Genomic DNA, 22,730 nt, shown 5'->3' on the forward strand with positions numbered 1-22,730 from the left:
TCACCTCTTTTTTTAATCAACTTCAAACATATCCTGCAATTCCGCGATCCGGTTATGAATATATTCAATGTTCTCCCCGAATTCCTCGGCATTCCGCGTGCTGACAATAAACCCTGAATTGGTCCCCATTTCAATGAAGGACTCTTCTTCAACCGCCTTTGTAAAAGCGCTTTCAAGAATTTCGATTATGTCAGCCGGCGTTCCTGGAGGAGCAAAAAAGCCGTAAACAATTTCAAAATAGGCGTCCTCATAGCCTAGCTCAACCATTGTCGGGACATCAGGATAAACTTCAGAACGCTGCTCGCCGAGATAGCCGATAATCCGGACTTGATTATCTCTTACCAAAGCTTCGGCCCCGGCTTCACTAATAAGTCCAAAATCAACATGTCCTCCAGCGACCTGCGTCGATGCCCCGGCGTCGCCTTCAAACGGGATATATTGATGCTCAAGACCGCTTTCACGTAAAAGAATACTGGCGAGCGTTGAGTTCGTTGCCGCCCCTGTTCCTGCAGCGGTAAGTGCCTTTCCCTTCGAAGCGTTAAATAAATCTTCCATCGTTTCAATTTCTGAATCAGACGGAACGGCGACAACGGTGGAATTATTACCGAAGATTTGGTAAACAGGTTCAAATTCCAGCACTTTAAAATCATCGTTATTAACGAGCTCACCAATCGACATTGACGGCATCGGACTTGTTAAAATCGTGTAGCCATCGGGTTCTTCGCCAAATACTTGCGCTCTCGCAATACTCCCCCCAGCGCTTTCAACATTACGAATGACGACAGGTACCCCCAAATGCTCAGACAATTGCTGGGAAATCGAACGCGCGACGAGGTCATTACTGCCTCCAGCTGCATTAGGGACGATAATCTCAATTTCATGCTCTGGATAATGACTGTCTGCTGCTGCGGCTTGATCACCTGATCCTTCCTGCTGTCCACTTCCTTCACTTTCGGCATTTTCTGTGTTGGACCCACAGGCTGCAACCACTAAAAGCATCAATATGGCTATGATGACGAGCAGTCCTTTTTTTACGTTCATTACCAACCCTCCGTTTCTTTCACTTTGTGTGTTGATTTCCTCTCGTTTTTCCTATCCTCCTCTCTACACCTAGTTGTATTAAGTAACTTATTTTTAAGAGGAAACTTTGTTTCTTATTTGATTATAGTATGATCCGTTTTAACAATCAATGAAAAAATCAAAATTATTTAACAATTTTATATAAGAAAAACGCCTGAGTCGTTTTTCTTTGAAGCGGCGTGCAGTGCCGTTACAATTAGGGATGCTTTCAGCCACCCTCGAATAACTTTAAAAGGTGAGGAAGGCAAGACAAAACAAAGGTTACCAGCTCGTGACTGTCCAGCACATTGCTTAAGGCCGGGCAAAAGGTTGTTTTTAACCTTTTGGCCCGGCCCCATCACCCAGCTTTATTCAATTGTCGGCAGCTGATCCTTCAATGGTCCAATCGAGTCGTTGCATGTTTGAACAATTTGCTTTATTTTTTGTTCAGGCATTCTGACAGTCGGAGCCGTAATGACAATACTGGCCATTAATTGCCGTTCCTTGGCGTTGGAGTAAACTGGGACCGCCACTCCTGTAATTCCCTGGTTAAACTCTTCGAGTGAGACTGCATAATCAAGGTGCTTTATTTTTTCCAGCTCCTTCAACAATTCGTTCAGATCCGTAATTGTATTCTCTGTATAACGCGACATTCCATGCTGGCTGACAAGCCTGATAATCTCCTCCTGCGGCAAAGTCGACAACCACATCTTCCCCGCGGCCGAGCAGTGAAGAGGCGCTTCCTTCCCCAGCATATCAGCGACCTTCAGCTGATTGTCCCCTTCAATTTTTTGCACAAAATAGACTTTCTCCTGACTTACGACAGACAGCTGCACAAGCTCCTTCACTTCTGCTGATATCGTTCTTAAGGCCGGGAGAAATATTCCATCTACCCCCAAAGCGTTAAAATGCTTCAATGACAGTCCGATAAAATCATAGGATAAACGGTAAAATCTCGTGTCAGGGTCCTGCTCGACATAATTGTTATCCTTTAAGGTTTTCAAAATTCGTGAAACGATGCTTTTGGATATTCCTGTTTCTTCGACGAGCTTGGAGACGCTCAATCCATTCACTTTCCCGACAAGTGTTTTAATAATAACAAACGTGCGCTCTACTGCAGCTAAAGAACTGTATTCGGCCATCGACTTGTATTACCTCCTAGTTTCCTACTTTTTCTATTGGTTAAGTAAGGTATATAATAACACTATTTTTTTTCAAATGCCCACATATTAATTTTATTCTTCCCTCCCAATATATAAGAATTAAACGCTTTCCAGAAATCTATCCTTTCTTCTTCTCGTATTCTTTTCATTTTTTCATATGCTTGCATATTTGGCAGCATAAATTGTTCGACAAAAAGACCAGGCTGATCTACGCCCTCGTAAATAATCACTTCCCGGCCTCCTAAAGCTTCGATTTGCTCCTTTAATTCATCTAGTGCCTCCAGCACGTTTTGCTTCTTCCCTTCCTCCGCTTTATACTCTGTTAACACCGTTATCCTTTTCATCCCTCTTCCTCCTTTTATGATAAATAATGCAAGCTTTTATAAATAGACAATACAATATGTATAAGCATAAATACAACTGAGTCCGGCAAGAGACTCAGTTGTGATCGCTTTCTATCAATTTTATTCCTGCTCATCCTTATACCATTTCGTATCCTTGTTGATCCATTCCGGACCAACCCGCTGATTCACCTGCTCGGCTCCTGTTTGGAAATATTCTCCTCTGACCGCCCGTTCCGCCATCTTTTCATTAAATTCATCCCAATCCCCCATCGAGAAGCCATACCATGGCCATTCCGGACGCAGCGTTGGCAGTTCCAGCTCCTCCCAAATCTCTTTCGCTCTTTCCATATATTCTTTCTTCGGCAAAGATAACGGTGGCAAATCTTCTTTTTTCGTCGCATTCATCAGCATCGCACCGTCCGTTGCCTCATCACCCCGTTTGGCTCCGGACGTCCTCGGTCCGTGTCCCGGCTCTCTTCCGTGCAAAATTTGGACGTCCTTTGTCGGATTCATCCGATAGCACATTGACCAGAAAATCGCATCACTATTCTCGGGGTTAATATCATCACTGACAGCGATGACAAGCTTGCCGACAGCCGGCTGAAAGGACGCGGCTCCCGTTAACGCCCGCCAAACATCCGTATCGGTCGGATCGCTCATTTGAATAACGACAAGCTTACGCAGATTCGTCAGCGGCTCATGCATCACGACACGTTTTACACTGGAAATGCGCAATGTGTTTTTCAAATGATCAAGAAAAACCGGCTCAAACGCCACCTTTTTAATTAAGCTGCTTTCACTCGGCGTTACCTGGCTAATAATCGAGACAAAATTAGCCTTTTTCTTGCGCGTAATCGCCGTCACATTCATATATGGGTTAAATTCCTGTAAATTGACATGGCCATGGGATTCACCAAATGGCCCTTCCGGCTCAAGCGAGTCTGTCGGCACATACCCTTCTATGACGATTTCCGCATCAGCCGGTACAAGCAGGTCTACCGTTTTTGCTTTTACGACTCTGAGCGGTTCGCCCAATAACGCCCCCGCGACGGAAAATTCATCCGTATTATATGGCAACTTTTGCACAGAACAGTAGGACACGGCCGGGGGTCCACCGATAACTAAAGCGGCGGGCATCGGTTTGCCCATCTTCTTATATTTCAGCCAATGCTGATAGATTCCTTGCCCCATCTCAATTGACGGATTCATGCCGACCCGCTTTGAGCCTTTTATTTGAGCCCGGTATGTTCCCATATTTTGAATCCCGTTCTCCGGATCGACTGAAATATATTGTGAGCATGTCGTGTATGGCGCATTATCAAAGCCCGGCGTCGAAATCGGCACCGGAATATGCTCAAGACCCTGACCGTCGACATCTAACTCATCCTCGCTATAGACGACCTCCTGGCAGGCCGCCTCTTCCACTACGACCGGAGCGATCGGATTGGCCCGCGCCTCCGCCCATTTCTTGCCGATATCTTCGACTTCCACCCCCATTCCGATGCTGTACACTTCACGGTTAACCGATAATCCACCAACGACGACCGGCATTTCATATTTACGCCCATTGCTGTCTGTCACATTATGAAACACGAATACTTTTCTTTCACTCTCCGGAATTCCGCCTCTAAATTGCCAGCGCACTAATGGATGCAATTCCGTATCTTTGTTAATTTCTTTATAAATATGTCGAACGAGACCCTTCTCTTCTAACTTTTCCAAATGTGTTTGAAAACTAGGATAAAGTTTGGTTGTTGTCATAATCATTCTCCTTTTTATTAATTTTTTTTATCGTTTTTATCAAGAATGGAAACACCAGAATCAGAATCGTAACAATCAAGATTGTCAGCGGGAACGGCGTAAAGAAGATACTATGAGAGCCGTCGGACATCAGCAAGGCTCTTCGGTAATTGCTTTCCACCATGCTCCCGAGCACGAGACCGAGAATAAGCGGAGCAAGAGGATAACGATACTTCACCATAATATAGCCGAGGACGCCAAAAGCAATCGCGATAAACATGTCGGTAACCTTATACTGGTACGCGTAAGAGCCGACCAGCGCCAGTGTGATAATCGCGACACCGAGTATTTCATTCGGCACCAATGTCACCTTGACGAAATACTTCATGCCGATCATCGCCAAAACAAAAAAGGCAATTTGCGATAAGAGCATGCCGACAAAGACAATATAGGAAATCGCCGAATCGCTGGAAAAGAAAGCAGCTCCCGGCTGAAGACCATGCAATGTAATTGCCGCCAAGAAAATCGCCGACGTGGCCCCCCCGGGTAGCCCGAGCGTAATAGCCGGAATTAATTCAGCCACGGATGTCGCATTGTTCGCACTTTCCGGTGCGATGACACCTCCGACATTCCCTTTCCCATATGATTTAGGCTTTTTCGAAGAGCGCTGTTCAAATAAGTAAGCCACAAAGTTGGCAATTGAAATTCCGACTCCCGGAATCGCGCCCAAAACGACACCTAATGTACTTGACCGTATCAGGTTGACCGGTCTCTTGAACGTTTCCACCATTCCATCACGCACTTTGGAAATCGTTCCTTCGATTTTGGAAATTGTCCCGCCTTTTCCCAGCAGGATAAAGGCCTGCGACAAAGCAAACAGCCCAATTGCCGCCGGTACAAATGAAATACCATCCTCCAAATAAACATTGTCAAATGTAAAGCGCAGACCGCCACTTACCGGATCACGGCCAATGAAGGAGATAATCAGTCCAAGCCCTGCCAGCATTAACCCTTTTAGCGTGTTCCCTTGAGAAGCAAACGCCACCATCGATAAGCCGAAGATCGCTAACATAAAATAAGTCGCCGCGTTAAATTGCAGGGCAATGCTGGCGATTAACGGAGACAGACCTGCCAGTGCAATGAAGCCGAAAATACCACCGATTAAAGAGGCGGTCGCTGCTGCTCCTAATGCTAGTCCACCCTTTCCCTGCTGGGCGAGTGGATAGCCGTCAAACGTTGTCGCCACAGACCCCGGTGTGCCGGGTGCGTTGATCAGAATCGCGGTTATCGCTCCGCCGAACACACTTGCGGAATACAAGGCACCTAAAAAGACGAGCGCAACAGCAGGGTCCATTCCGAAGGTTACCGGAAGAAACAAAGCGAGCGTAAACGCCGGCCCCAGACCCGGCAAGGCGCCAAGTGTAATGCCGATAATCGTTCCTCCGAGAAGAACGAGAAGATAGTCAAAACTTAAAAACATACTAAAAGCTTCCAACCACAAATAAATCACCTCACATTTCTCGTAAAATTACAGCAGCAATCCGCTCGGAAAGCGAACATTCATCAGCCACGAAAAGCCGACCCAGTAAATGATGAGCATCGAAATCGTGGAGATAATAATCAGCTTCCAATTCCTGAATTTATACACATAAGGAATAACGAGCAAAAACAGCACGGTTGAGACAAAAAAGCCGATATACATAATCAGCAAATAGTAGACGAGTGTCAAAGCTAATATAAACCACATCGGCTTTTGGCTTTCTTCCGCCTCTTCGGCCACTCCTTCCCCTTCTTCCACTGTCACCGGTTTATTCTTTTTGCGATAATCTTCAACGATCGCCAAAGCAGCCACGATGATTGTAAGCGAGCAAACGAGTATCGGCGCAGACGCAGATTCAGGAGACAGGCCGGTTATCGCTAAAATTAAAAACAAAAGCGAAAGAAGCAGGATAAACAGATTGAGTAAAATCGGGATCATCACTTGATTGCGTGTCATTCAACTTCCCCTCCTTTTCTTCTTAATCGAGGGCAGTCCCACTATCGAAGCTGGGACAGCCCTTTCTTTATTCAACCTCAAATTGATCTTTAAGCTTTTCCACTAACAGATAGTCAATATCTCTTCTCTCTCTGAATTCATAAGGCATCAAAATTTGCTCCACAAACCCGACTCTTTCTGCAGCTTCACTGAAGGCAGGATCCTGGCTCGCCTCAAGGAAAGCATCGGCTAAAATCTCAACAACATCAGGTGGTGTATGAGGCGGCGCCCAAATGCCGTATAAGATTTCAAACCCGAGCTCCGGATACCCCAATTCAATTAAAGTTGGCGCATCTGGAAAAATACTTAAACGCTCTGTTGCAGTCGTGGCAATGACCTTTACCAGCCCTTCCTCTTCAAGGGATTTCGCCGCAATCTCACTTGCGATCCCAAAGTCGACATGTCCGCCGGCCACCTGCTGGGCCGACTCGCTTCCGCCTTCATAAGGAATGTATTGATGATCGACACCGATTTCCTTCAGGAAAATACTGCCAAGAGCTGTATTGGTCGCCATCCCGGATCCGGATGCCCGCAGTTTTTGGTTTTCTGAAGCCGCAATTAAATCTTCAATGCTTTCAATTTCTGAATCAGCGGGAACAATCACCACATTCGAGGAGTGACCAAACATATTAAATACCGGCTCAAACTCCATCGTCTGGAAATCTCCATCCGCTACCAGTTCGCCAATCGACATGGACGGAATTGGTGTTTTCAGCAATGTGTAGCCATCTGGTTCAGCATTAAAGACCTGGGCCCGCGCGATATTCCCTCCTGCTCCGTCAACGTTTTCGACGACGACCGGTACACCGAGCACCTCCTGCAACGGCCCTGCAATGGAGCGGGCTGCCAGGTCATTGCTTCCGCCGGCGCTATTACTTACAACGATCGTCACCTCTTTTTCCGGAAACGATGACTCATTCGTTTGAGCACCCTCTGCCGCTGCCTGCTCACTTGTTTCTTCTCCTTCCTCCTCCGTGCCCTCTCCCACAGATTCCTGATTTGTTTCCCCACATGCCGTCACCATAAGAAAGGAAAGTAACATAACAAAGAATCCAGCCATCCATTTCATCTTTTTATTCATCTCATACCCCTCTCCCTTTTCATGTCTGGTGCAACATTTCTCTGCTATACCTTCTCCTCCATCCCATCCCCCCTTTCACTGTCTCAGAGGAACTGCTTAAGACCGCTGCAGCCAGCGCTTCGTCATTTGATTTGGAATGCCAAATTGATCTAATGTCCGGGCGACGGTATGGTTGACGATGTCTTCAATGGTTGCAGGATGGTTATAGAAAGCGGGCATCGGCGGTAGAATAACGGCGCCCATCCTTGCCAGCCGCAGCATATTTTCCAAATGGATTTGGCTCAGGGGAGACTCTCGGGGCAGTAATACGAGCTTTCGGTTTTCTTTTAAGACAACATCCGCTGCCCGGCTCAGCAAATTATCAGCAAGACCATAGCTGATCGACGCCAATGATTTCATACTGCATGGCGCGATAATCATCCCGTCTGTGATAAATGAGCCGCTCGAGATAATCGCTGCTTGATTCGCGGCGCTGTATGTATGCGTCGCCAATGCTTTTACTTCTTCAACCGAATAGGAGGTCTCGATCGAGATCGTCTTTTCTGCCCAATTGCTCAAAATCAAATGGCTTTCGATCTCGGCATACTGCAATGCCTGCAAAAGCTTAATTCCGTAAATGGCGCCCGTTGCACCGGAAATGCCAATAACTAATTTCATCGTACCCGCTCCTTTAATCAAATGATGATACCGCTTACAAATAAAAGTTAACTTAATTTCCACAAGAAACAAAGTGTCATATAAATGTTAGTTTATGTATTCAGAAAATTCAAGGTTTTTTTTCGAATTATTTTTTTATCTCCTTGTTTGGATGATTTCCTTTCTTTACCCGTTAACTTTTTTGAAGTTCAGCTTGAAAAACAAAAATTTATCAGATAAACTTACTAAAAAATCAAACTACTTGACGGAATGCAATGTCTTGTTTATTGTTTGGTGAGGATTATGAGATAAAAAGGAGTGGGAGTAGTTGAGCGAACAGAAAGTAAAAATACTTGATTGTACGATTCGCGATGGAGGGTTAGTAAATAATTGGGATTTCGAGGTGTCCTTCGTTCGTGATTTATATGAATCCTTGAACAAAGCCGGTGTTGATTACATGGAAATCGGCTATAAGAATTCACCAAAGCTGCTGAAAGCGAAGGATTCAGGTCCATGGAGATTTTTGGATGATGATTTTATCAGGGAAGTCATTCCTGAGAAAAAAGCGACGAAGCTTTCGGCATTAGTTGATATCGGCCGCGTTGATGAAAATGATATTTTGCCGCGCGAAGAAAGCCTGATTGATTTAATCCGTGTCGCCTGCTACATCAAGGATGTCAAAAAAGGAATTGAGCTCGTCAAGAAATTTCATGAGCTTGGCTATGAAACGAGCATTAACATTATGGCTGTTTCCAATTCGCTTGATCATGAAATCAACGAAGCGCTTGAAGAGATTAACAACAGCCCGGTGGACGTCGTCTATATCGTCGATTCGTTCGGCAGTCTTGACGGCAAGGATATTAAAGCACTCGCTGATAAATTCCGTTCGTATTTGCCTGAAAAAGAACTTGGGATCCATACGCACAATAACATGCAGCTCGCTTTTGCCAACACGCTTGTCGGGATCGATCATGATGTAACCTTCCTTGACTCTTCCGTTTACGGAATGGGACGGGCTGCTGGAAACTGCCCAACTGAGCTGCTCGTCAGCCATTTAAAGGATGTTAAATATGACGTTGCACCGGTAATCGATGTTATCGAGCGTCTGTTTATCCCTCTCCGCCGCAAGGTTGAATGGGGCTACATCATCCCTTACATGATCACTGGTATTTTGAACGAGCATCCACGCTCGGCGATGGCGCTGCGCAGCAGTGATGACCCCGATCAATTTATGGCCTTCTACGACAAAATGACCTCCGTCGAGCCGAATATAGAGTAGGATCATCATTTAAACAGGGCGTATCGATTCATAGCGCGCCCTAAAGACAAAAAGGAGAAGACTCAAACGGTTAACAACCCTTTGAGCCTTCTCCTCTTTTTATTCGCTGCTGTGCCAGTCTTCTTCCACCAGCTCGTGATTCAGGGCGATCCCCGCTTCATAGCCTTCACTCGCCGCGCCCATCAGCCCTGTAAAGCGTTTGGCCGCATCGCCAATCACATAGACGCCATCCACTTCTGTTTTGCCATGGTTTTGCGTGGCAAAGCTCCCTTTCTCCGTAAGCGGAATACCAAGCTTCTCTGGCAGAAATGTACTCTGCTTCGCTCCCGTATCGAGTAAAAACCCCGCCTTCCTCTCAAGTAGCTGCTCCGTTTGAAAAACAATTTTCTGCAGCTGGCCTTCGTGTGCAATGAGCTCCCGGATCGGTGTTTCGACTAGTGGGATAGAGTGACGCCGCAATTCGTTCTTCTCTTCCGTTGAAATCGTAGCTGCCCCGTTCGTGCAAACTACCAAATCGCTGCTCCAATTATGAATAATTCTCGCATAGGCTAACAGCTTCCTGCCGTTGCCAATGATCACAAGCGGCTGATCCTGAAACTCCCACGCGTCACAATAGGGGCAGGAAAAAAACGATTTCCCATATACGTCGCTCAACCCTTTAATGTCAGGCAGCTCTTCCTGCAGTCCTGTAGCGATGATCAACTTGCGGCTGGTCAGAATTTGTCCCTTGCTCGTTTTCGTAATAAACCGATTTTGCTCCTGTACAATATCAATTGCTTCATCCTCGTGCAGTCTGACCGTCGGATATTTCTCCATTTGTTCTCTTGCTATTTGCCGCAATTCAAACGGCTTGGCTCCATCTCGCGTTAAGAAACCGTGCGAGCGCTTTGTGATTGCGTTACGCGGGTGTCCCTCGTCGACAAGCGCGACGGTTCGCCGCGCTCTGCCCAGCACCAGCGCCGCACTCAGCCCCCCTGGTCCGCCGCCGATAATGACGACATCAAGCATCGCATCGCTCATGTTTCCCCCTCCTTTTTCGAAAGCTTTCTCGTCTACATTCATTCCCAACCGCTCCCTTTCTAAACCTTGCCTGTCCATTCTGCTTCTTAATAAAATAATCTGAAAAAATAAAAAAAGGATTTTAATATATTAGTGTAGAAAAGTATATTTCTAAAGTGTTAGTAAGCAAAATGATTGGGAGATTACCTGCCAATGACAATGTTAATTTTTCACAGTTATAGTAGGATAAAGGGCAGTTAACAGGCCATATACGCCTGCTGATCTTCCACCTATTCCATCATGTAAGGAGGGATATACTTCAACACTTTCGATTCTTCACAATTAAAATCGATTCAGGAGGAAGCAAGATGGTAGAATTTTTACAAGCAATTAATAATGTACTATGGAGCACACCTGTCATTTATATTTTGCTTCTTATCGGCTTAACATTCAGTGTGCTGACTCGTTTTTTGCAGTTGCGTTATATCAAGGAAATGTTTGCTCTAATGTTTAAAGGAAAAAGCTCGGAGGCTGGCGTTTCCTCGTTTCAGGCCTTATCGGTCGCCCTTGCTGGACGTGTTGGAACCGGTAATATCGCCGGGGTGGCGACAGCGATCTACTACGGGGGACCCGGAGCAGTTTTCTGGATGTGGACGATTGCCTTTTTAGGGGCATCAAGCGCCTTTATCGAGTCGACGCTTGCCCAGATTTATAAAGTAAAACAAGGCGGGCTGTATCGCGGGGGTCCTGCTTTCTATATCGAGAAAGGAATTGGAATTAAATGGTTTGCTGTACTCTTTGCGATTGCCGCTCTTTTAGCGATGTCTTTTTTAATGCCTGGTGTCCAGTCAAATTCCATTGCCGTAGCGATGAATAATGCTTTTACTATTCCAAACTGGGTTACCGGCCTTATCCTGATTGTATTTCTCGCTCTCATTATCTTTGGGGGGATTAAACGTATCGCCAGTACGGCAGCCTTTCTTGTTCCGTTTATGGCGATTGGCTATATGATTATGGCCATTATCATTATCGCCCTGAATATCACCGAAATTCCGGCGACGATCAGCTTGATCATCAGCAGTGCTTTCGGGATGGATTCGATCTTTGGCGGCCTGCTTGGAAGTGCAATTTCCTGGGGCGTCATCCGGGGGATTTATTCAAACGAGGCAGGCCAAGGGACAGGACCGCACCCGGCGGCGGCGGCTGAGGTTTCCCACCCGGCGAAACAGGGGCTTGTTCAGGCAGCCTCCGTCTACATTGATACATTGCTCGTCTGTTCGGCTACGGCCTTTATGATTCTCTTTACCGGCCTGTATAATACAGAGGCTCCAGATGGCACGATGATTGTCAATAATTTGCCGGGCGTGGAAGTTGGTCCGGGATTTACCCAGGAAGCGATTAACAGCGTCTTCTCCGGCTTCGGAACCGGGTTTGTCGCGATCGCCCTTCTGTTCTTTGCTTTTACGACGATAATGGCGTACTACTATATTGCCGAAACGAATGTCACCTATCTTCTGCGGGGCAGACAGCTCGACTGGCCGATTCTGCTCGTTAAGCTTGCCCTGCTTGTCGCGACGTTCTATGGCGCCCTGCGCACGGCTGATACAGCGTGGCTGCTCGGTGATATCGGGCTTGGCATTATGGTCTGGCTTAATATTATCGCGATCGTCATCCTCGCCAAACCGGCGCTCAGAACGCTTAAGGACTATGAACGGCAAAAAGAGGAAGGACTCGATCCAGTTTTTAACCCGAAAGATGTCGACATTCAAAATGCCGATTTCTGGGAGTCTTATCAGACCGACAATAAGCAGGAAGCGCAGAAGCAACAGCGTTATTAACAAAAAAGTTGTCTCAGACTCTAAGCAATGAGCGGAACCGCCACGATCTTTTAAAATCCCGTTGTGAGTGGGTTTCTCACAACGGGCTTGTGGCGTGTGAAACCATTACCAGAACCAGGATCAACCGGTTGAATCACTCTTCTTCTAAAAAGATGTGTAAGTCTTCGAGGGTGACAGAAACACTCTCTTCTTTGGTTGAATACGCCGCGATGATCACCCCTACGACCTCATCCTTCTCATTAAGTACAGGTGCTCCACTAAACCCCCTCGGTGTAAAATAGCCGGTAATCATCCGGTCATTTTCAGTGCCTACTTCCCCATTCGCTTGTCTAGTCCTCACCCATCTGGACAGTTCTGATACACGTCCTTCTATCCGGTAAAATTCTCGTCCGGCACTTCTGCTGCTGCCTATTGTATAGACCGGTTCTCCCTGTTCTACTTGCTCCGCTATCGTGTAAAAGGGATGGTCCTTTTTCTCCGTTAAAAGCAACGCCAAATCTCTCTCCCTGTCCAATTTAATCAGTTCGGCAGATAAATAGTCCCGACCGTCAAAGACAACCATCCGCTCCCCTTTAATAACATGCCCGGCAGTGATCACATATCCATCCTCAATAAAAAAGCCTGACCCTTTAGAGTATCCCTCTTCTACATAAATGATCGCATCCGGAGAGGCGACCACACTGAATGTCGCTAACATCCAGATGACAACATGTTTTATCATCAATTCCACCTCGCATGCTTGGTCCTAACAATATATTCCAGACGCGGTGTGGCGTGTGGACGCTTGTCCCTGTTTCTTTGGAATAAAAAAAACCCCTCACATATGGAGGGGCTAGTGAACGTATTCCTATTATTCTTCCCAGACCTTTACTTCCTTCATGACATCGCCCTGGTTGATCCGAAGCACGGTGTCCATCCCTTCTGTCACTTGTCCAAAGACAGTATGGACGCCATCAAGATGCGGCTGCGGCTCATGGACGATGAAAAACTGACTACCGCCCGTATCTTTTCCGGCATGAGCCATCGAAAGCGAGCCCGCCACGTGCTTATGCGGATTTCCTTCTGTCTCGCATTTGATCGTATAGCCTGGGCCGCCCGTGCCGTTTCCGATTGGACAACCGCCCTGGGCGACGAAGCCAGGGATGACACGGTGGAATGTTAAGCCGTTATAGTAGCCTTCATTTGCTAATTTCTCGAAGTTTTCCACTGTTCCCGGTGCTGCCTCCGGATAAAATTCAATCACAATCTTTTCTCCGTTTTCAAATTCAATGGAACCTTTTTTCATATGTATTGCCTCCAATTTCTTTTAGATTCATCTTATTGTACATGATTCCCGCCGACATGTGAAATCGAACGAATTGAGGTCTGGACAAAAGCGTTCCGGCTGCGAATGCACCGCTCTTGAAAGAGGGACTGGTTTTTTGACCGGTCCCTCTCTTATCGCTCCATCATCGCATTGTTTTATCTTGTTTATGATTCCAGCCACTACATTCAGCTCACGCAGAGGCAAGAAGGACCGAACTCCGCCTTCCTGCCCATCCGCTATTTTGTCACGTTATTTGTCAGAGGAACATCGAGCCGCAATAAATCCTGATAGCTTTCGCGCTTGATTACTTCCTGCGCTTCGCCGTTTTCAACAAAGATGACCGGCGGGCGCGGAATGCGATTATAATTATTGGCCATCGCATACCCATAAGCTCCTGTACAGAACACTGCTAAAACATCCTCATGGTTGGCATTCGGCAGCGGCAAATCCCAAATCAGCATATCGCCGCTTTCACAGCACTTGCCGGCAATGGAAAAGGTATCTGTCGGCGCTTCATTGGCCCGGTTGGCAAGGATCCCTTCGTATTCTGCCTGATAAAGCGCCGGTCTGAGGTTATCGCTCATTCCGCCATCAACCGCCAAATAGTCGCGCACATTTGGAATATGCTTCTTGGAACCGACCGAATAAAGCGTCGTGCCGGCATCCCCGACAAGCGAGCGGCCCGGTTCGATCCAGATTTCCGGCATATCGATCGCAATTTCGGCTGCCTGCTGCTTGACCACCTCGATCATCTTCTGGACGTACTCTTCAGCAGGAAGCGGCGTATCCCCTTCGATATAGCGAATGCCGAAGCCTCCGCCCAAATTTAGCACCTGAGGCGTAAAATCAAACACTTCCCGCCAATGCTTAATCAGTTCAAACATTTTTTCAACCGCCATCACAAACCCGGTAGTTTCAAAGATTTGTGAGCCGATATGGCTGTGAACCCCGAGCAGGCGCAGATTGTCGTCAGCCTGAGCGACTTCAACAGCCTGGTGTACCTGGCCGCTGATCAGATCAAAGCCGAATTTGGAATCCTCCTGTCCGGTCGAAATATAATCATGTGTATGCGCCTCGACGCCCGGAGTGATCCGCAGCAAAATATTCATTTGCACATTCCGCTCCCCACAAATCCGGCTCAGCTCGCGCAGCTCATAAAAGTTATCGACAACGATGCAGCCAATTTGCGCTTCAACCGCCATTTCCAGTTCAACCAGGCTTTTGTTATTGCCATGAAAATGAACTCTCTCCATCGGAAAACCGGACTGGATCGCCGTATACAGTTCTCCACCGGAAACGACATCAAGGCTCAGCCCAAGCTCATCGGCAAGCTGAAACATCGCGATGCAGCTGAACGCCTTACTTGCATAAGCAACCTGATAAGGCACCTGCTCTTCGATAAACGCCTGCTGGAAGCTGGCGGCCCGTTTCCGGATCAGGGCGACATCATAAATGAAGAGCGGCGTGCCATAATCCCGTGCCAGGGCAGTCGTATCAACCCCGCCAATTTCAAGATGTCCCTGGTCGTTAATCGTGCTAGTCCCATGTAAATACATACTCGTTCTCTCCTTCATTTATCCTATAAAGAAAACAGCTAATGTCACTACACTAGCTGTTAAAAGGTTCGATCCTTACCTTACACCAGAATAGTTCTCCACTACTGTTAATAAGCAGTGACAGTCCGCTGCTTATTCAACAGCGACCCAGCTGTGGATGAGTTGGCGCTCATTCCACGCTTCGGCAATAGACCTTTCCACCTTGTTCATCGCTGCCAACGCTCCAAAAGTGTACTGATTCCACTTGCGCCTCTACCCCATTTTTACCTGAGGTTTATGAAATTAGTCGCTATTACTTTACCATACCAAACAAAATAGTTCAATCCTTATTCAGATCGCTGCTTGATCGGATCCTGAGGATTAACAATGCTCGGTCGGAAGCGGACCGACGGCACCGTCGCCCTGATCAGAATTTGCCACATCGCCGGCGGATCAAATGGAAGAAACGGCCATAAATACGGCTTGTTAAGAGCTTTAATCATCGTCAGGAGAAGAATAAACAGCGTCCCGCCGATAATGAATCCCGGCGCTTTAAAGAACGCCACGGCTAAAATCAGCATAATCCGACTCACCCTTAGAGCAACGCCCAGCTCATAGCTCGGAGTGGCGAAAATACCGATCGCGCCAAGAGCGACATAAAGAATGACTTCTGAGGTGAAGTAGCCGACCTCGATCGCAATTTCCCCGATTAACAGGGCGGCGACGAGACCGAGGGCCGTTGCCAGCGGTGACGGTGTATGAATGGCAGCCATCCGCAGTAGCTCGATCCCAAGCTCGGCAATCAAAATTTGCAGGACGATTGGCACGTTATTCATATCCTCCGGCCCAATAAAATCCAGTCCCGCCGGTAAAAGACTCGGCTGAACCACGAGCAGCAGCCAGAACGGCAAAACAAAAAGGGAAAAGAAGATTCCTAAAAAACGCGTCCAGCGGAGAAATGTTCCAATAAAGGCCGCCTGGCGGTATTCCTCGGCATGCTGAACATGGTGAAACAGCGTCGTTGGCGTAATGATCACGCTTGGTGAGGCATCAACCATGACCAAAATATGGCCTTCCAGCAAATGCGTTGCCGCGACATCCGGACGCTCTGTATAGCGGACAAGAGGAAAAGGATTCATCCCCTGCTTGACAATATATTCCTCGACGATTTTATCGGCCATCGTCAACCCGTCCAAATTAATCGATTCAAGCTCCTTCCTGACAATTTCCACTAAATCAGGATCGGCAATTCCATCGATATACGACAAACAAATGTCGGTCTTTGACCGTACCCCGACCTGCATAATTTCATTGCGCAGCCGTTCATCACGGATACGCCTCCTCGTCAATGCGGTGTTGAGGATAATATTTTCCGTATAGCCGTCACGCGCTCCACGCACGACTCGTTCTGTGTCAGGCTCTTCCGGACCGCGTCCCGGATAGCTTCTGACATCGACAACAAAGGCCTCATCTTCTCCTTCAACGAGAATAAAGATCAAGCCCGAGAGCATCCGTGTGATCGCTTCATCAAGCGACGATGTATATTCAACCTGGACATGGGTCAAATGATTTTGGATCGCTTGTCGCACCTTCACCGACGGAGTTTTCCGTCCGCGGGCATCGAGCAGCATCAGCTCTCTCATGATTTCAATAATAAACTCAATATCACATAAGCCTGTTACGAAATAAATTTGAATTTCTTTATCAAGAACAGGAAGCTTGCGTACTCCGACATCAAACGATTTATCAAAGCCGAGCCTCTCTTTCAGGATCTCCTCGTTTACCTTAATATCCCGTGATATCGGTGTCTCTTTCTTGTCAAACTTCTGACTCATGATATCCGCTCCGTTCCAATATAATTTCGATTGCCAGCTTCGTGATCGGCGCGCCTTTTTCGACAGTGTCAAGACCGGCCATTTTGCCGATATCGCCGACGCCGACGACTACTGGAAGGGATAGCTCGTCCAGCACATACACCGTATCTCCATTAATCCGACCAACCTCCAAGTCGGCCAGACCGTCTTTATCAATGCCATATTCAGTTAGATTGCCATAGCGATCAATGCCAACATCAATATGGGCCCACTCACTGGCGTGAGTCGACGAAGCAACAGCGACGGCGCCAATCACTTCGATATCAGGATGGTTGGCCAAATAATGCATCGCCGTCTCACCCATTCCCGATTCACGGTAGCCGCCATCATCAAACATCACAAGCACTGGATCGGTAGGAGTTTGTAAAATGAGAGAAGCAAGCTCCTCGCCTGTTAAATGCGAAGGATTTCCTGACGAATGACTGATACAGCGTCCACCAATCTCCCGGCTCGCCTGCTCGACTGCTTTTCTGGCAGCCTCATCTCCGTCCGTCACAAAAATAACCTTAGGCTTTCTCTCCATTTTCATCACCCCTTTGGCTTAAAAAAGATTGCAATTAAAAAACTGAATAAAATCGTCGAGGAAATGCCGACAGAGGTCACTTCAAACACGCCCATCCCGACACCCCAAAAACCGTAGCGATCCCCTTCCGCCATCGCCCCGTGGACGAGGGAATGACCAAAGCTGGTAATCGGCACTGTCGCCCCGGCCCCGGCAAAATCAATCAGGCGATCATAAAGCTGAAAGCCGTCCAATAACGCCCCCGCGACGACAAGAGTGCTGAGGGTATGCGTCGGTGACAACTTGCCAACATCCATTAACAATTGTCCCAACAAGCAAATCAACCCTCCCACAACGAAAGCGATCACATAATCCAGCATCCCGGTTACTCCTTTCGTTCGAATGAAATGGCATGAGCAATGCAAGGAATCGTTTCCTTCTGCTGGATCATCAGCGGGCTCAGCAGGGCCCCTGTCGCCACAACAAGGATTCGGTTGAACTTTCCTCTTTTCATTTCCTGCAGAAGATGACCATATGTTACAACTGCCGGACAGCCGGCCCCACTTCCACCCGCGAAAACAGGCTGTTCCTGCTGATAAATCATAATCCCGCAATCCTGATATTTATTCACAAGATGAATCCCTTTTTCTTGTAGTAGTTTACGCAAAATTCCACTTCCTACCCGTGATAAATCGCCGGTTACGATTAAATCATAATCATCGACTGTCCGCTTCGTTTCCATCAGATGCGTTAAAATCGTATCAGCCGCGGCCGGAGCCATCGCCGATCCCATATCAAATGGGTTCGCCAAACCGAAATCAATCACTTTGCCGACTGTCGCCTCCGTAATTTGAATCGCTGACGGCTTCGTTCCGATCACAATCGCTCCCGCCCCGGTTACCGTGTAGGTTGACGTTTCAGGTCGCTGGCTGCCAAATTCAGTCGGATAGCGGAATTGCCGCTCCGCCGTCGCATTATGGCTGCTTGCCGAGGTTAGCACGAGCTTCGCCGCCCCCGTATCAATGAGCAGGCTGCCAAGAGCCAGACCTTCCATCGCTGTCGCACAGGCGGCAAAAAGGCCAAAGTAAGGCCGCTCCAGCTCTCGCGCATGGTAATTGGATGTCACAATCTGGTTCAGCAAATCCCCGGCTAAAAAAAAGTCGATCTCCTCCGCTTTCTTTTCAGCTTTTTTCAGAGCGGTCTCAACCGCGTCCTTCATCAGTTTCCGTTCAGCGAGCTCCCAATTCTCTTCTCCGGCATACAAATGGTCATAGGCTGTATCAAAGCTTGCGCCTAAAGGACCTTTCGCTTCCTCAGGCCCGACCGCTGTCCCCGTACCCTGTACAAATACCGGATTGTCAAAATGCCATGTTTGCCTTCCTCTTCGTTCCACCAGCTCCACACTCCTACGATTGAATCAGCATTTTTACGAGCAGCCTCGTCAAGCCGACGATATAGGCTGATAATACACCGAAAGCGATCACGGCCCCGGTCAGCTTGAACATATTGGCGCCGATGCCGAACACAAGCCCTTCGCTTTTATGCTCTAACGCCGCACTCGTCATCGCATTGGAAAAGCCTGTGACAGGCACTAATGAGCCGGCGCCGGCGAATTGACCGAGTTTGTCATACAAGCCAAGACCAGTCGCCAGCGCGGCCAGCAGAATAAGCGTCGCCAAAGTCGGCCCCATCGCCTCCTTTTCCGTAAATGGAAGATACGTCAAATACAAGTTGTTCAGCCATTGACCGAGCGTACAAATAAGGCCGCCGATCAAAAACGCTTTAGCGCCATTTCGCCATACCGCCCGCTTCGGCTGATACATTTGAATGTTTTTTTGGTATTGTTTTTTCTCCGTCGTCGTTGCCATCCTTCATCCTCCTACTTAATAAAAAAAAGCCAGTGAAAAAGCGAGCCGCACACCTTGCCGAGCGCAATCGCCATTAAAAAGCGGACAATATGACCATCGAGTCCGATTCGCTTCGCTAAAATCGGCAAAACATTCAGCACTTCCGTCAGGGCGGCGGCCAGCATGCCGACAAAGGCGCCCGCCGCCAGACCAACCGGAATCAGCCAGAGCGGTGAGGCGTGCAACGTAAACGTGTAAAAGCTCGCCCACGTTCCAACCTGGACCCCAATGATCAACGCCCACTCGTAGAAGCGGATAAACGAGCCGGTTTTGGTTAACTGCGTCATGCGCGGCGCTACTCCGAGCACGGTCAGGAATGCGACGAATCCTCCGCCGACAGCCAACCCGCCCCCGAAACCGATCAGCATGACCAGCACCGATTCAATGGCCATTGTCTTTCCCTTGCTTGTTTTCATGGTGAAGCAGATAGGCATCGAGCGATTGCTGGTACTGAAACATCTCTACCTCTAATGGACTTGGCTCCTCATTTAACCGTTTGCGGAAAAAATGATTGAAAAACAGCACCATACCGAGCCCTAAACCGATTGAATAAGGAATTTGTAAAAGCAGGGGCTTCGCCTCTTCATTGCCGGTAACAAGCTGAAAGATCCGGAGGTGAACGGCCCGCATGCTGACATCCTCATGAAAGTTCATAATCGCCAGGCCGGCGCCAATAAATAATAAAAACCAAACGAGCATCACATAAACAGGCGCCAACGCCGACTTTGCCTGTTTTATTTCGACAAGCGTCTGCGGCGCACCGACGGCTTGGATCGAAAGGTGAGGAAATACTTCATGAATTTTTTTGATGACATCAATGATATCAATAATCAGATGGCTCTGATCTTCAGGTGAAATCGAATAAAGAGGAAGCCCGGCCAGAGCAGCCTGCCTCGTTTCAGCCGCATTCATATGAGCGATATCACGAAGAACAAGCACCTGATTGCAAGTAGCAGAGATTCGCGGTTTCAGCCGCAAATACAGCTCCTCCTGTGCCACTCGAATCACCTCCATTTTGCTTTTAGTATGACAGAAAGCCTTCCACTTCATTCTCTTCCGTCCGCAAAATCTGTCGCTCCCACTTGGCTGCTTCTTTTTTTGACAATCTTTCAGATAGTCATTTCCTTTTATCAGAAGATTCGCTACACTGATAGTAAACCGGTTTGTAAAGGAGTGTTTGTATGGCATTTGTTCCTTTTTCGTATGCAAGAAAAGCCATTTTACAAGTAGTGACGTCAATTGACGAAGAAAAGCTGGATGTGATCCCCCCAGGCTTCGCCAACTCAATCCGCTGGAACGTCGGCCATCTGCTCGTTGTCGCCGATCGCATTTTGCGCCATGCCGCCAATTATCAGGCGGTTGTGCCTGATCATTACACGAGCTTTTTCGATATGGGCACCTCGCCAGCGCAATGGTCGGAGGAGCCTCCGTCGCTCGCGGAGATTGTCCGCTATGCCGAAGCCCAGCTCGAGGCTGTACAGCGGCTTTCTGACAACGGCTGTGACCTGCCGCTTGCCAAAACATTCGACCTGCGCGGGACAACATTCACGACGCTTTCCGACCTGCTCGGTTTCTTAAGCTATCATGAAGGCCTTCATTTAGGCGCCTGTAAACTCATAAAAAAACACGCCGGCGCGTAAATAAAACAAACGATATTTGTCCGGATTTTTTCCGTTGAAAACTGTAGCAAAAAAAAAGACTGATTCTCGCAACCACAAAACAGTGTTGTGGTTTTTGAGAATCAGTCTTTTCATCTGTCATATTCGCCTATTTCCTGCTTCATGTACTCAAGGATCTTCTTTTCAAGACGAGATACCTGGACCTGGGAGATGCCAAGGCGTTCCGCGACCTCGGACTGCGTCTGGTCCTTGTAGTAGCGGAGATAGACAATTAAGCGTTCCCGTTCATCCAGATCGCGAATCGCTTCCTTCAACGCGATCTTATCAAACCATTTCGTCTCCGATTGGTCGGCAATTTGATCTAGAAGTGTAATCGGATCCCCGTCATTTTCATACACCGTTTCATGAATCGAGGACAAGGAACGGCTCGCTTCACCGGCAAAGACGACTTCTTCCGGCGAAATCTGAAGCTGCTCGGCGATTTCTGCGACCGTCGGGGTCCGCCCGAGTGTTTTCGTCATTTCATCTTTCATTTTGCGAATCTTGTTGCCGAGTTCTTTCACAGAACGGCTGACCTTGACCGTCCCGTCATCTCTGAGAAAACGCTGAATTTCACCAATGATCATGGGAACAGCGTACGTCGAAAACTTCACCTCATAAGAAAGGTCGAATTTATCGACGGATTTAATTAAGCCAATGCAGCCGATTTGAAATAAGTCATCCGCTTCATAACCCCTGTTCATAAAGCGTTGGACGACAGACCAGACCAGCCTGGTGTTACGGTTGACAATTAAATCGCGTGCTTCCTGATCGCCGGCCTGGCTTTTTTCAATCAGCTTCCGGACTTGCGCATCCGTAAACGGGGCTTCCTTTTTCTTCTGCTGTTTCACCTCGACATCCATAGGCAAAACTCCTTAATTACACATAGCTTTGCTATTTGTAAGTGTTTTTTTCAAATAGACCGTAGTTCCAATCAGCGGTTCCGAAACGACTTCAATCTCATCCATAAAATTCTCCATGATCGTAAATCCCATGCCGGAGCGCTCAAGTTCAGGCTTTGTCGTATAGAGAGGCTGCCGGGCCTCATCGATATCCTGTATTCCCACTCCTTCATCGCGGATCGTCAGCTCAATGACATCATCCTCAATCGTTACGTGAATGTAGACCATGCCGTCAGGCTGATTTTGATAGCCGTGAATAATTGCATTCGTGACAGCTTCTGAGACAACTGTTTTGATTTCCGTCATTTCATCCATCGTCGGATCAAGCTGGGCAATAAAGGCGCCAACTGTTACGCGGGCAAAGGATTCATTTTGACTTTGTGAAGAGAATTGCAAATCCATTTTGTTTTTCATTGGTTACGCCACCCCCAATGTCAAAAGTGCATACTGTTCACTTTCTTCAAGCCGGATGATTTTAAACAATCCAGACATTTCAAACAAGCGCTTAACAGCTGGAGAAATCGCGCAAACGACCATTTCGCCGCCGATCGCTCTTATCTGCTTGTACCGGCCCAGAATCACGCCAAGCCCCGAGCTGTCCATAAAGGTCAGCTGCTCCAGATTCAATACAATATGCTTAATCTGTTTTTTCGCCAGGTTGTCTTCAACCTGGTGCCGCAGCTGCTCAGCCGTATGATGATCAAGCTCCCCAACCAAACGAACCAATAGCACACTGCCTTTCTGCTGTAGATCAATTTGCAAGCTCATTCGATCACTCCCTCTCATAAATAAGGTTGAATCCTTTTTACTGACGCTTGAGAGAGTTTCGGTATTGCCTTAGCTCGTTCCTGCCCGATGACAAAACTAGTCCT

Annotated in this window: 25 protein-coding genes and 1 riboswitch; of the genes, 3 read left to right on the top strand and 22 right to left on the bottom strand. The window is 47.7% G+C overall.

Annotated features, from left to right (window positions below; all coding sequences use genetic code 11):
• Positions 1-12 precede the first annotated feature (12 nt).
• From M3212_RS05690 to M3212_RS05725, 8 genes are all read right to left on the bottom strand, one after another.
• On the bottom strand, positions 13-1,041 hold the full coding sequence (locus M3212_RS05690) for a Bug family tripartite tricarboxylate transporter substrate binding protein (RefSeq protein WP_251192992.1): 1,029 nt from the start codon (positions 1,039-1,041) through the stop codon (positions 13-15).
• Positions 1,042-1,427: 386 nt separating this feature from the next.
• A complete protein-coding gene (locus tag M3212_RS05695) occupies positions 1,428-2,201 on the bottom strand; it encodes an IclR family transcriptional regulator (protein WP_251192993.1) in 774 nt (257 codons plus the stop codon).
• A 62-nt stretch (positions 2,202-2,263) separates the two neighbouring features.
• Positions 2,264-2,566, bottom strand: a complete 303-nt coding sequence (locus M3212_RS05700; RefSeq protein WP_251192994.1) for a hypothetical protein — start codon at positions 2,564-2,566, stop codon at positions 2,264-2,266.
• A 120-nt stretch (positions 2,567-2,686) separates the two neighbouring features.
• The gene (locus tag M3212_RS05705; RefSeq protein ID WP_251192995.1) at positions 2,687-4,327 is read right to left on the bottom strand and encodes a UbiD family decarboxylase; all 1,641 of its coding nucleotides are present in this window, start codon (positions 4,325-4,327) and stop codon (positions 2,687-2,689) included.
• A complete protein-coding gene (locus M3212_RS05710; protein ID WP_251192996.1) occupies positions 4,302-5,786 on the bottom strand; it encodes a tripartite tricarboxylate transporter permease in 1,485 nt (494 codons plus the stop codon). Before M3212_RS05710 ends, M3212_RS05705 begins: the two co-directional genes overlap by 26 nt.
• A 48-nt stretch (positions 5,787-5,834) precedes the next feature.
• Entirely contained in the window at positions 5,835-6,302 is a 468-nt protein-coding gene (locus M3212_RS05715; RefSeq protein ID WP_251192997.1) for a tripartite tricarboxylate transporter TctB family protein, read from the bottom strand.
• A 67-nt stretch (positions 6,303-6,369) separates the two neighbouring features.
• Positions 6,370-7,422 (bottom strand): Bug family tripartite tricarboxylate transporter substrate binding protein, encoded by a 1,053-nt coding sequence (locus M3212_RS05720; RefSeq protein WP_251192998.1) that lies wholly within the window; start codon positions 7,420-7,422, stop codon positions 6,370-6,372.
• A 96-nt stretch (positions 7,423-7,518) separates the two neighbouring features.
• Positions 7,519-8,079 carry a UbiX family flavin prenyltransferase gene (locus M3212_RS05725; protein WP_251192999.1) on the bottom strand — a complete coding sequence of 187 codons (561 nt, stop codon included), beginning with the start codon at positions 8,077-8,079 and terminating at the stop codon, positions 7,519-7,521.
• Between the two features lie 307 nt (positions 8,080-8,386).
• Between M3212_RS05725 and M3212_RS05730 the strand changes: the two genes are divergently transcribed.
• Entirely contained in the window at positions 8,387-9,337 is a 951-nt protein-coding gene (locus M3212_RS05730) for an aldolase catalytic domain-containing protein (RefSeq protein ID WP_251193000.1), read from the top strand.
• A gap of 99 nt (positions 9,338-9,436) precedes the next feature.
• Here the strand turns inward: M3212_RS05730 and M3212_RS05735 are convergent, their stop codons facing one another.
• Complete coding sequence (locus M3212_RS05735; RefSeq protein ID WP_251193001.1) at positions 9,437-10,357, bottom strand: NAD(P)/FAD-dependent oxidoreductase; 921 nt, start codon at positions 10,355-10,357, stop codon at positions 9,437-9,439.
• A gap of 347 nt (positions 10,358-10,704) precedes the next feature.
• On the opposite strand from M3212_RS05735, the gene M3212_RS05740 reads away from it, so the two are divergent.
• Positions 10,705-12,174: an alanine/glycine:cation symporter family protein gene (locus M3212_RS05740; protein ID WP_251193002.1), complete on the top strand. Its 1,470-nt coding sequence runs from the start codon at positions 10,705-10,707 to the stop codon at positions 12,172-12,174.
• Positions 12,175-12,307: 133 nt separating this feature from the next.
• On the opposite strand, the gene M3212_RS05745 is transcribed toward M3212_RS05740, so the two are convergent.
• The 10 genes from M3212_RS05745 to M3212_RS05790 all read right to left on the bottom strand — a co-directional run bounded on the left by M3212_RS05745 (position 12,308) and on the right by M3212_RS05790 (position 20,297).
• Positions 12,308-12,895 (bottom strand): S1 family peptidase, encoded by a 588-nt coding sequence (locus tag M3212_RS05745; protein ID WP_251193003.1) that lies wholly within the window; start codon positions 12,893-12,895, stop codon positions 12,308-12,310.
• A 129-nt stretch (positions 12,896-13,024) separates the two neighbouring features.
• A complete protein-coding gene (locus M3212_RS05750; protein WP_251193004.1) occupies positions 13,025-13,459 on the bottom strand; it encodes a peptidylprolyl isomerase in 435 nt (144 codons plus the stop codon).
• 257 nt (positions 13,460-13,716) lie between these two features.
• A complete protein-coding gene (gene lysA, locus M3212_RS05755; RefSeq protein ID WP_251193005.1) occupies positions 13,717-15,036 on the bottom strand; it encodes a diaminopimelate decarboxylase in 1,320 nt (439 codons plus the stop codon).
• Between the two features lie 83 nt (positions 15,037-15,119).
• Positions 15,120-15,299, bottom strand: a riboswitch (Lysine riboswitch).
• 63 nt (positions 15,300-15,362) lie between these two features.
• On the bottom strand, positions 15,363-16,850 hold the full coding sequence (locus M3212_RS05760; RefSeq protein ID WP_251193006.1) for a spore germination protein: 1,488 nt from the start codon (positions 16,848-16,850) through the stop codon (positions 15,363-15,365).
• The gene (locus M3212_RS05765) at positions 16,834-17,412 is read right to left on the bottom strand and encodes a stage V sporulation protein AE (protein ID WP_251193007.1); all 579 of its coding nucleotides are present in this window, start codon (positions 17,410-17,412) and stop codon (positions 16,834-16,836) included. The genes M3212_RS05760 and M3212_RS05765 overlap by 17 nt, the downstream gene beginning before the upstream one ends.
• A 5-nt stretch (positions 17,413-17,417) precedes the next feature.
• Positions 17,418-17,768 carry a stage V sporulation protein AE gene (gene spoVAE / locus M3212_RS05770; RefSeq protein ID WP_251193134.1) on the bottom strand — a complete coding sequence of 117 codons (351 nt, stop codon included), beginning with the start codon at positions 17,766-17,768 and terminating at the stop codon, positions 17,418-17,420.
• Between the two features lie 8 nt (positions 17,769-17,776).
• Positions 17,777-18,784, bottom strand: coding sequence for a stage V sporulation protein AD (gene spoVAD, locus M3212_RS05775; protein ID WP_251193008.1), 1,008 nt, complete (start codon positions 18,782-18,784; stop codon positions 17,777-17,779).
• A gap of 13 nt (positions 18,785-18,797) precedes the next feature.
• Complete coding sequence (spoVAC, locus tag M3212_RS05780; RefSeq protein ID WP_251193009.1) at positions 18,798-19,259, bottom strand: stage V sporulation protein AC; 462 nt, start codon at positions 19,257-19,259, stop codon at positions 18,798-18,800.
• Between the two features lie 11 nt (positions 19,260-19,270).
• Positions 19,271-19,690, bottom strand: coding sequence for a stage V sporulation protein AB (locus M3212_RS05785; protein ID WP_251193010.1), 420 nt, complete (start codon positions 19,688-19,690; stop codon positions 19,271-19,273).
• A complete protein-coding gene (locus M3212_RS05790) occupies positions 19,680-20,297 on the bottom strand; it encodes a stage V sporulation protein AA (protein ID WP_349774169.1) in 618 nt (205 codons plus the stop codon). The genes M3212_RS05785 and M3212_RS05790 overlap by 11 nt, the downstream gene beginning before the upstream one ends.
• Positions 20,298-20,479: 182 nt before the next feature.
• Between M3212_RS05790 and M3212_RS05795 the strand changes: the two genes are divergently transcribed.
• Entirely contained in the window at positions 20,480-20,938 is a 459-nt protein-coding gene (locus tag M3212_RS05795) for a DinB family protein (RefSeq protein ID WP_251193011.1), read from the top strand.
• Positions 20,939-21,048: 110 nt separating this feature from the next.
• Here the strand turns inward: M3212_RS05795 and sigF are convergent, their stop codons facing one another.
• Genes sigF through spoIIAA form a run of 3 tightly spaced genes read right to left on the bottom strand, consistent with a single transcriptional unit; the run spans position 21,049 to position 22,626 of the window.
• Complete coding sequence (sigF, locus tag M3212_RS05800; protein ID WP_251193012.1) at positions 21,049-21,819, bottom strand: RNA polymerase sporulation sigma factor SigF; 771 nt, start codon at positions 21,817-21,819, stop codon at positions 21,049-21,051.
• A 12-nt stretch (positions 21,820-21,831) separates the two neighbouring features.
• Positions 21,832-22,272 carry an anti-sigma F factor gene (gene spoIIAB / locus M3212_RS05805; protein WP_251193013.1) on the bottom strand — a complete coding sequence of 147 codons (441 nt, stop codon included), beginning with the start codon at positions 22,270-22,272 and terminating at the stop codon, positions 21,832-21,834.
• Positions 22,273-22,275: 3 nt separating this feature from the next.
• Positions 22,276-22,626: an anti-sigma F factor antagonist gene (gene spoIIAA / locus M3212_RS05810; RefSeq protein WP_251193014.1), complete on the bottom strand. Its 351-nt coding sequence runs from the start codon at positions 22,624-22,626 to the stop codon at positions 22,276-22,278.
• Between the last annotated feature and the right edge of the window lie 104 nt (positions 22,627-22,730).

This window comes from Halalkalibacter oceani (assembly GCF_023715705.1).
GTDB classification, from domain to species: domain Bacteria; phylum Bacillota; class Bacilli; order Bacillales; family Bacillaceae_D; genus Halalkalibacter; species Halalkalibacter oceani_A.

Bases quoted from the DNA above. Each gene is read 5' to 3' on its own strand.
- M3212_RS05735 (WP_251193001.1), bottom strand. From the start codon at position 10,357: ATGAGCGATGCGATGCTTGATGTCGTCATTATCGGCGGCGGACCAGGG.
- M3212_RS05710 (WP_251192996.1), bottom strand. From the start codon at position 5,786: ATGTTTTTAAGTTTTGACTATCTTCTCGTTCTTCTCGGAGGAACGATT.
- M3212_RS05785 (WP_251193010.1), bottom strand. From the start codon at position 19,690: ATGGCCATTGAATCGGTGCTGGTCATGCTGATCGGTTTCGGGGGCGGG.
- spoVAC (WP_251193009.1), bottom strand. From the start codon at position 19,259: ATGGCAACGACGACGGAGAAAAAACAATACCAAAAAAACATTCAAATG.
- M3212_RS05705 (WP_251192995.1), bottom strand. From the start codon at position 4,327: ATGACAACAACCAAACTTTATCCTAGTTTTCAAACACATTTGGAAAAG.
- spoIIAA (WP_251193014.1), bottom strand. From the start codon at position 22,626: ATGAGCTTGCAAATTGATCTACAGCAGAAAGGCAGTGTGCTATTGGTT.
- lysA (WP_251193005.1), bottom strand. From the start codon at position 15,036: ATGTATTTACATGGGACTAGCACGATTAACGACCAGGGACATCTTGAA.
- M3212_RS05795 (WP_251193011.1), top strand. From the start codon at position 20,480: ATGGCATTTGTTCCTTTTTCGTATGCAAGAAAAGCCATTTTACAAGTA.
- M3212_RS05740 (WP_251193002.1), top strand. From the start codon at position 10,705: ATGGTAGAATTTTTACAAGCAATTAATAATGTACTATGGAGCACACCT.
- M3212_RS05720 (WP_251192998.1), bottom strand. From the start codon at position 7,422: ATGAATAAAAAGATGAAATGGATGGCTGGATTCTTTGTTATGTTACTT.
- M3212_RS05700 (WP_251192994.1), bottom strand. From the start codon at position 2,566: ATGAAAAGGATAACGGTGTTAACAGAGTATAAAGCGGAGGAAGGGAAG.
- M3212_RS05750 (WP_251193004.1), bottom strand. From the start codon at position 13,459: ATGAAAAAAGGTTCCATTGAATTTGAAAACGGAGAAAAGATTGTGATT.
- M3212_RS05690 (WP_251192992.1), bottom strand. From the start codon at position 1,041: ATGAACGTAAAAAAAGGACTGCTCGTCATCATAGCCATATTGATGCTT.
- M3212_RS05715 (WP_251192997.1), bottom strand. From the start codon at position 6,302: ATGACACGCAATCAAGTGATGATCCCGATTTTACTCAATCTGTTTATC.
- spoIIAB (WP_251193013.1), bottom strand. From the start codon at position 22,272: ATGAAAAACAAAATGGATTTGCAATTCTCTTCACAAAGTCAAAATGAA.
- M3212_RS05695 (WP_251192993.1), bottom strand. From the start codon at position 2,201: ATGGCCGAATACAGTTCTTTAGCTGCAGTAGAGCGCACGTTTGTTATT.
- M3212_RS05745 (WP_251193003.1), bottom strand. From the start codon at position 12,895: ATGATAAAACATGTTGTCATCTGGATGTTAGCGACATTCAGTGTGGTC.
- M3212_RS05765 (WP_251193007.1), bottom strand. From the start codon at position 17,412: ATGGAGAGAAAGCCTAAGGTTATTTTTGTGACGGACGGAGATGAGGCT.
- M3212_RS05760 (WP_251193006.1), bottom strand. From the start codon at position 16,850: ATGAGTCAGAAGTTTGACAAGAAAGAGACACCGATATCACGGGATATT.
- sigF (WP_251193012.1), bottom strand. From the start codon at position 21,819: ATGGATGTCGAGGTGAAACAGCAGAAGAAAAAGGAAGCCCCGTTTACG.
- M3212_RS05725 (WP_251192999.1), bottom strand. From the start codon at position 8,079: ATGAAATTAGTTATTGGCATTTCCGGTGCAACGGGCGCCATTTACGGA.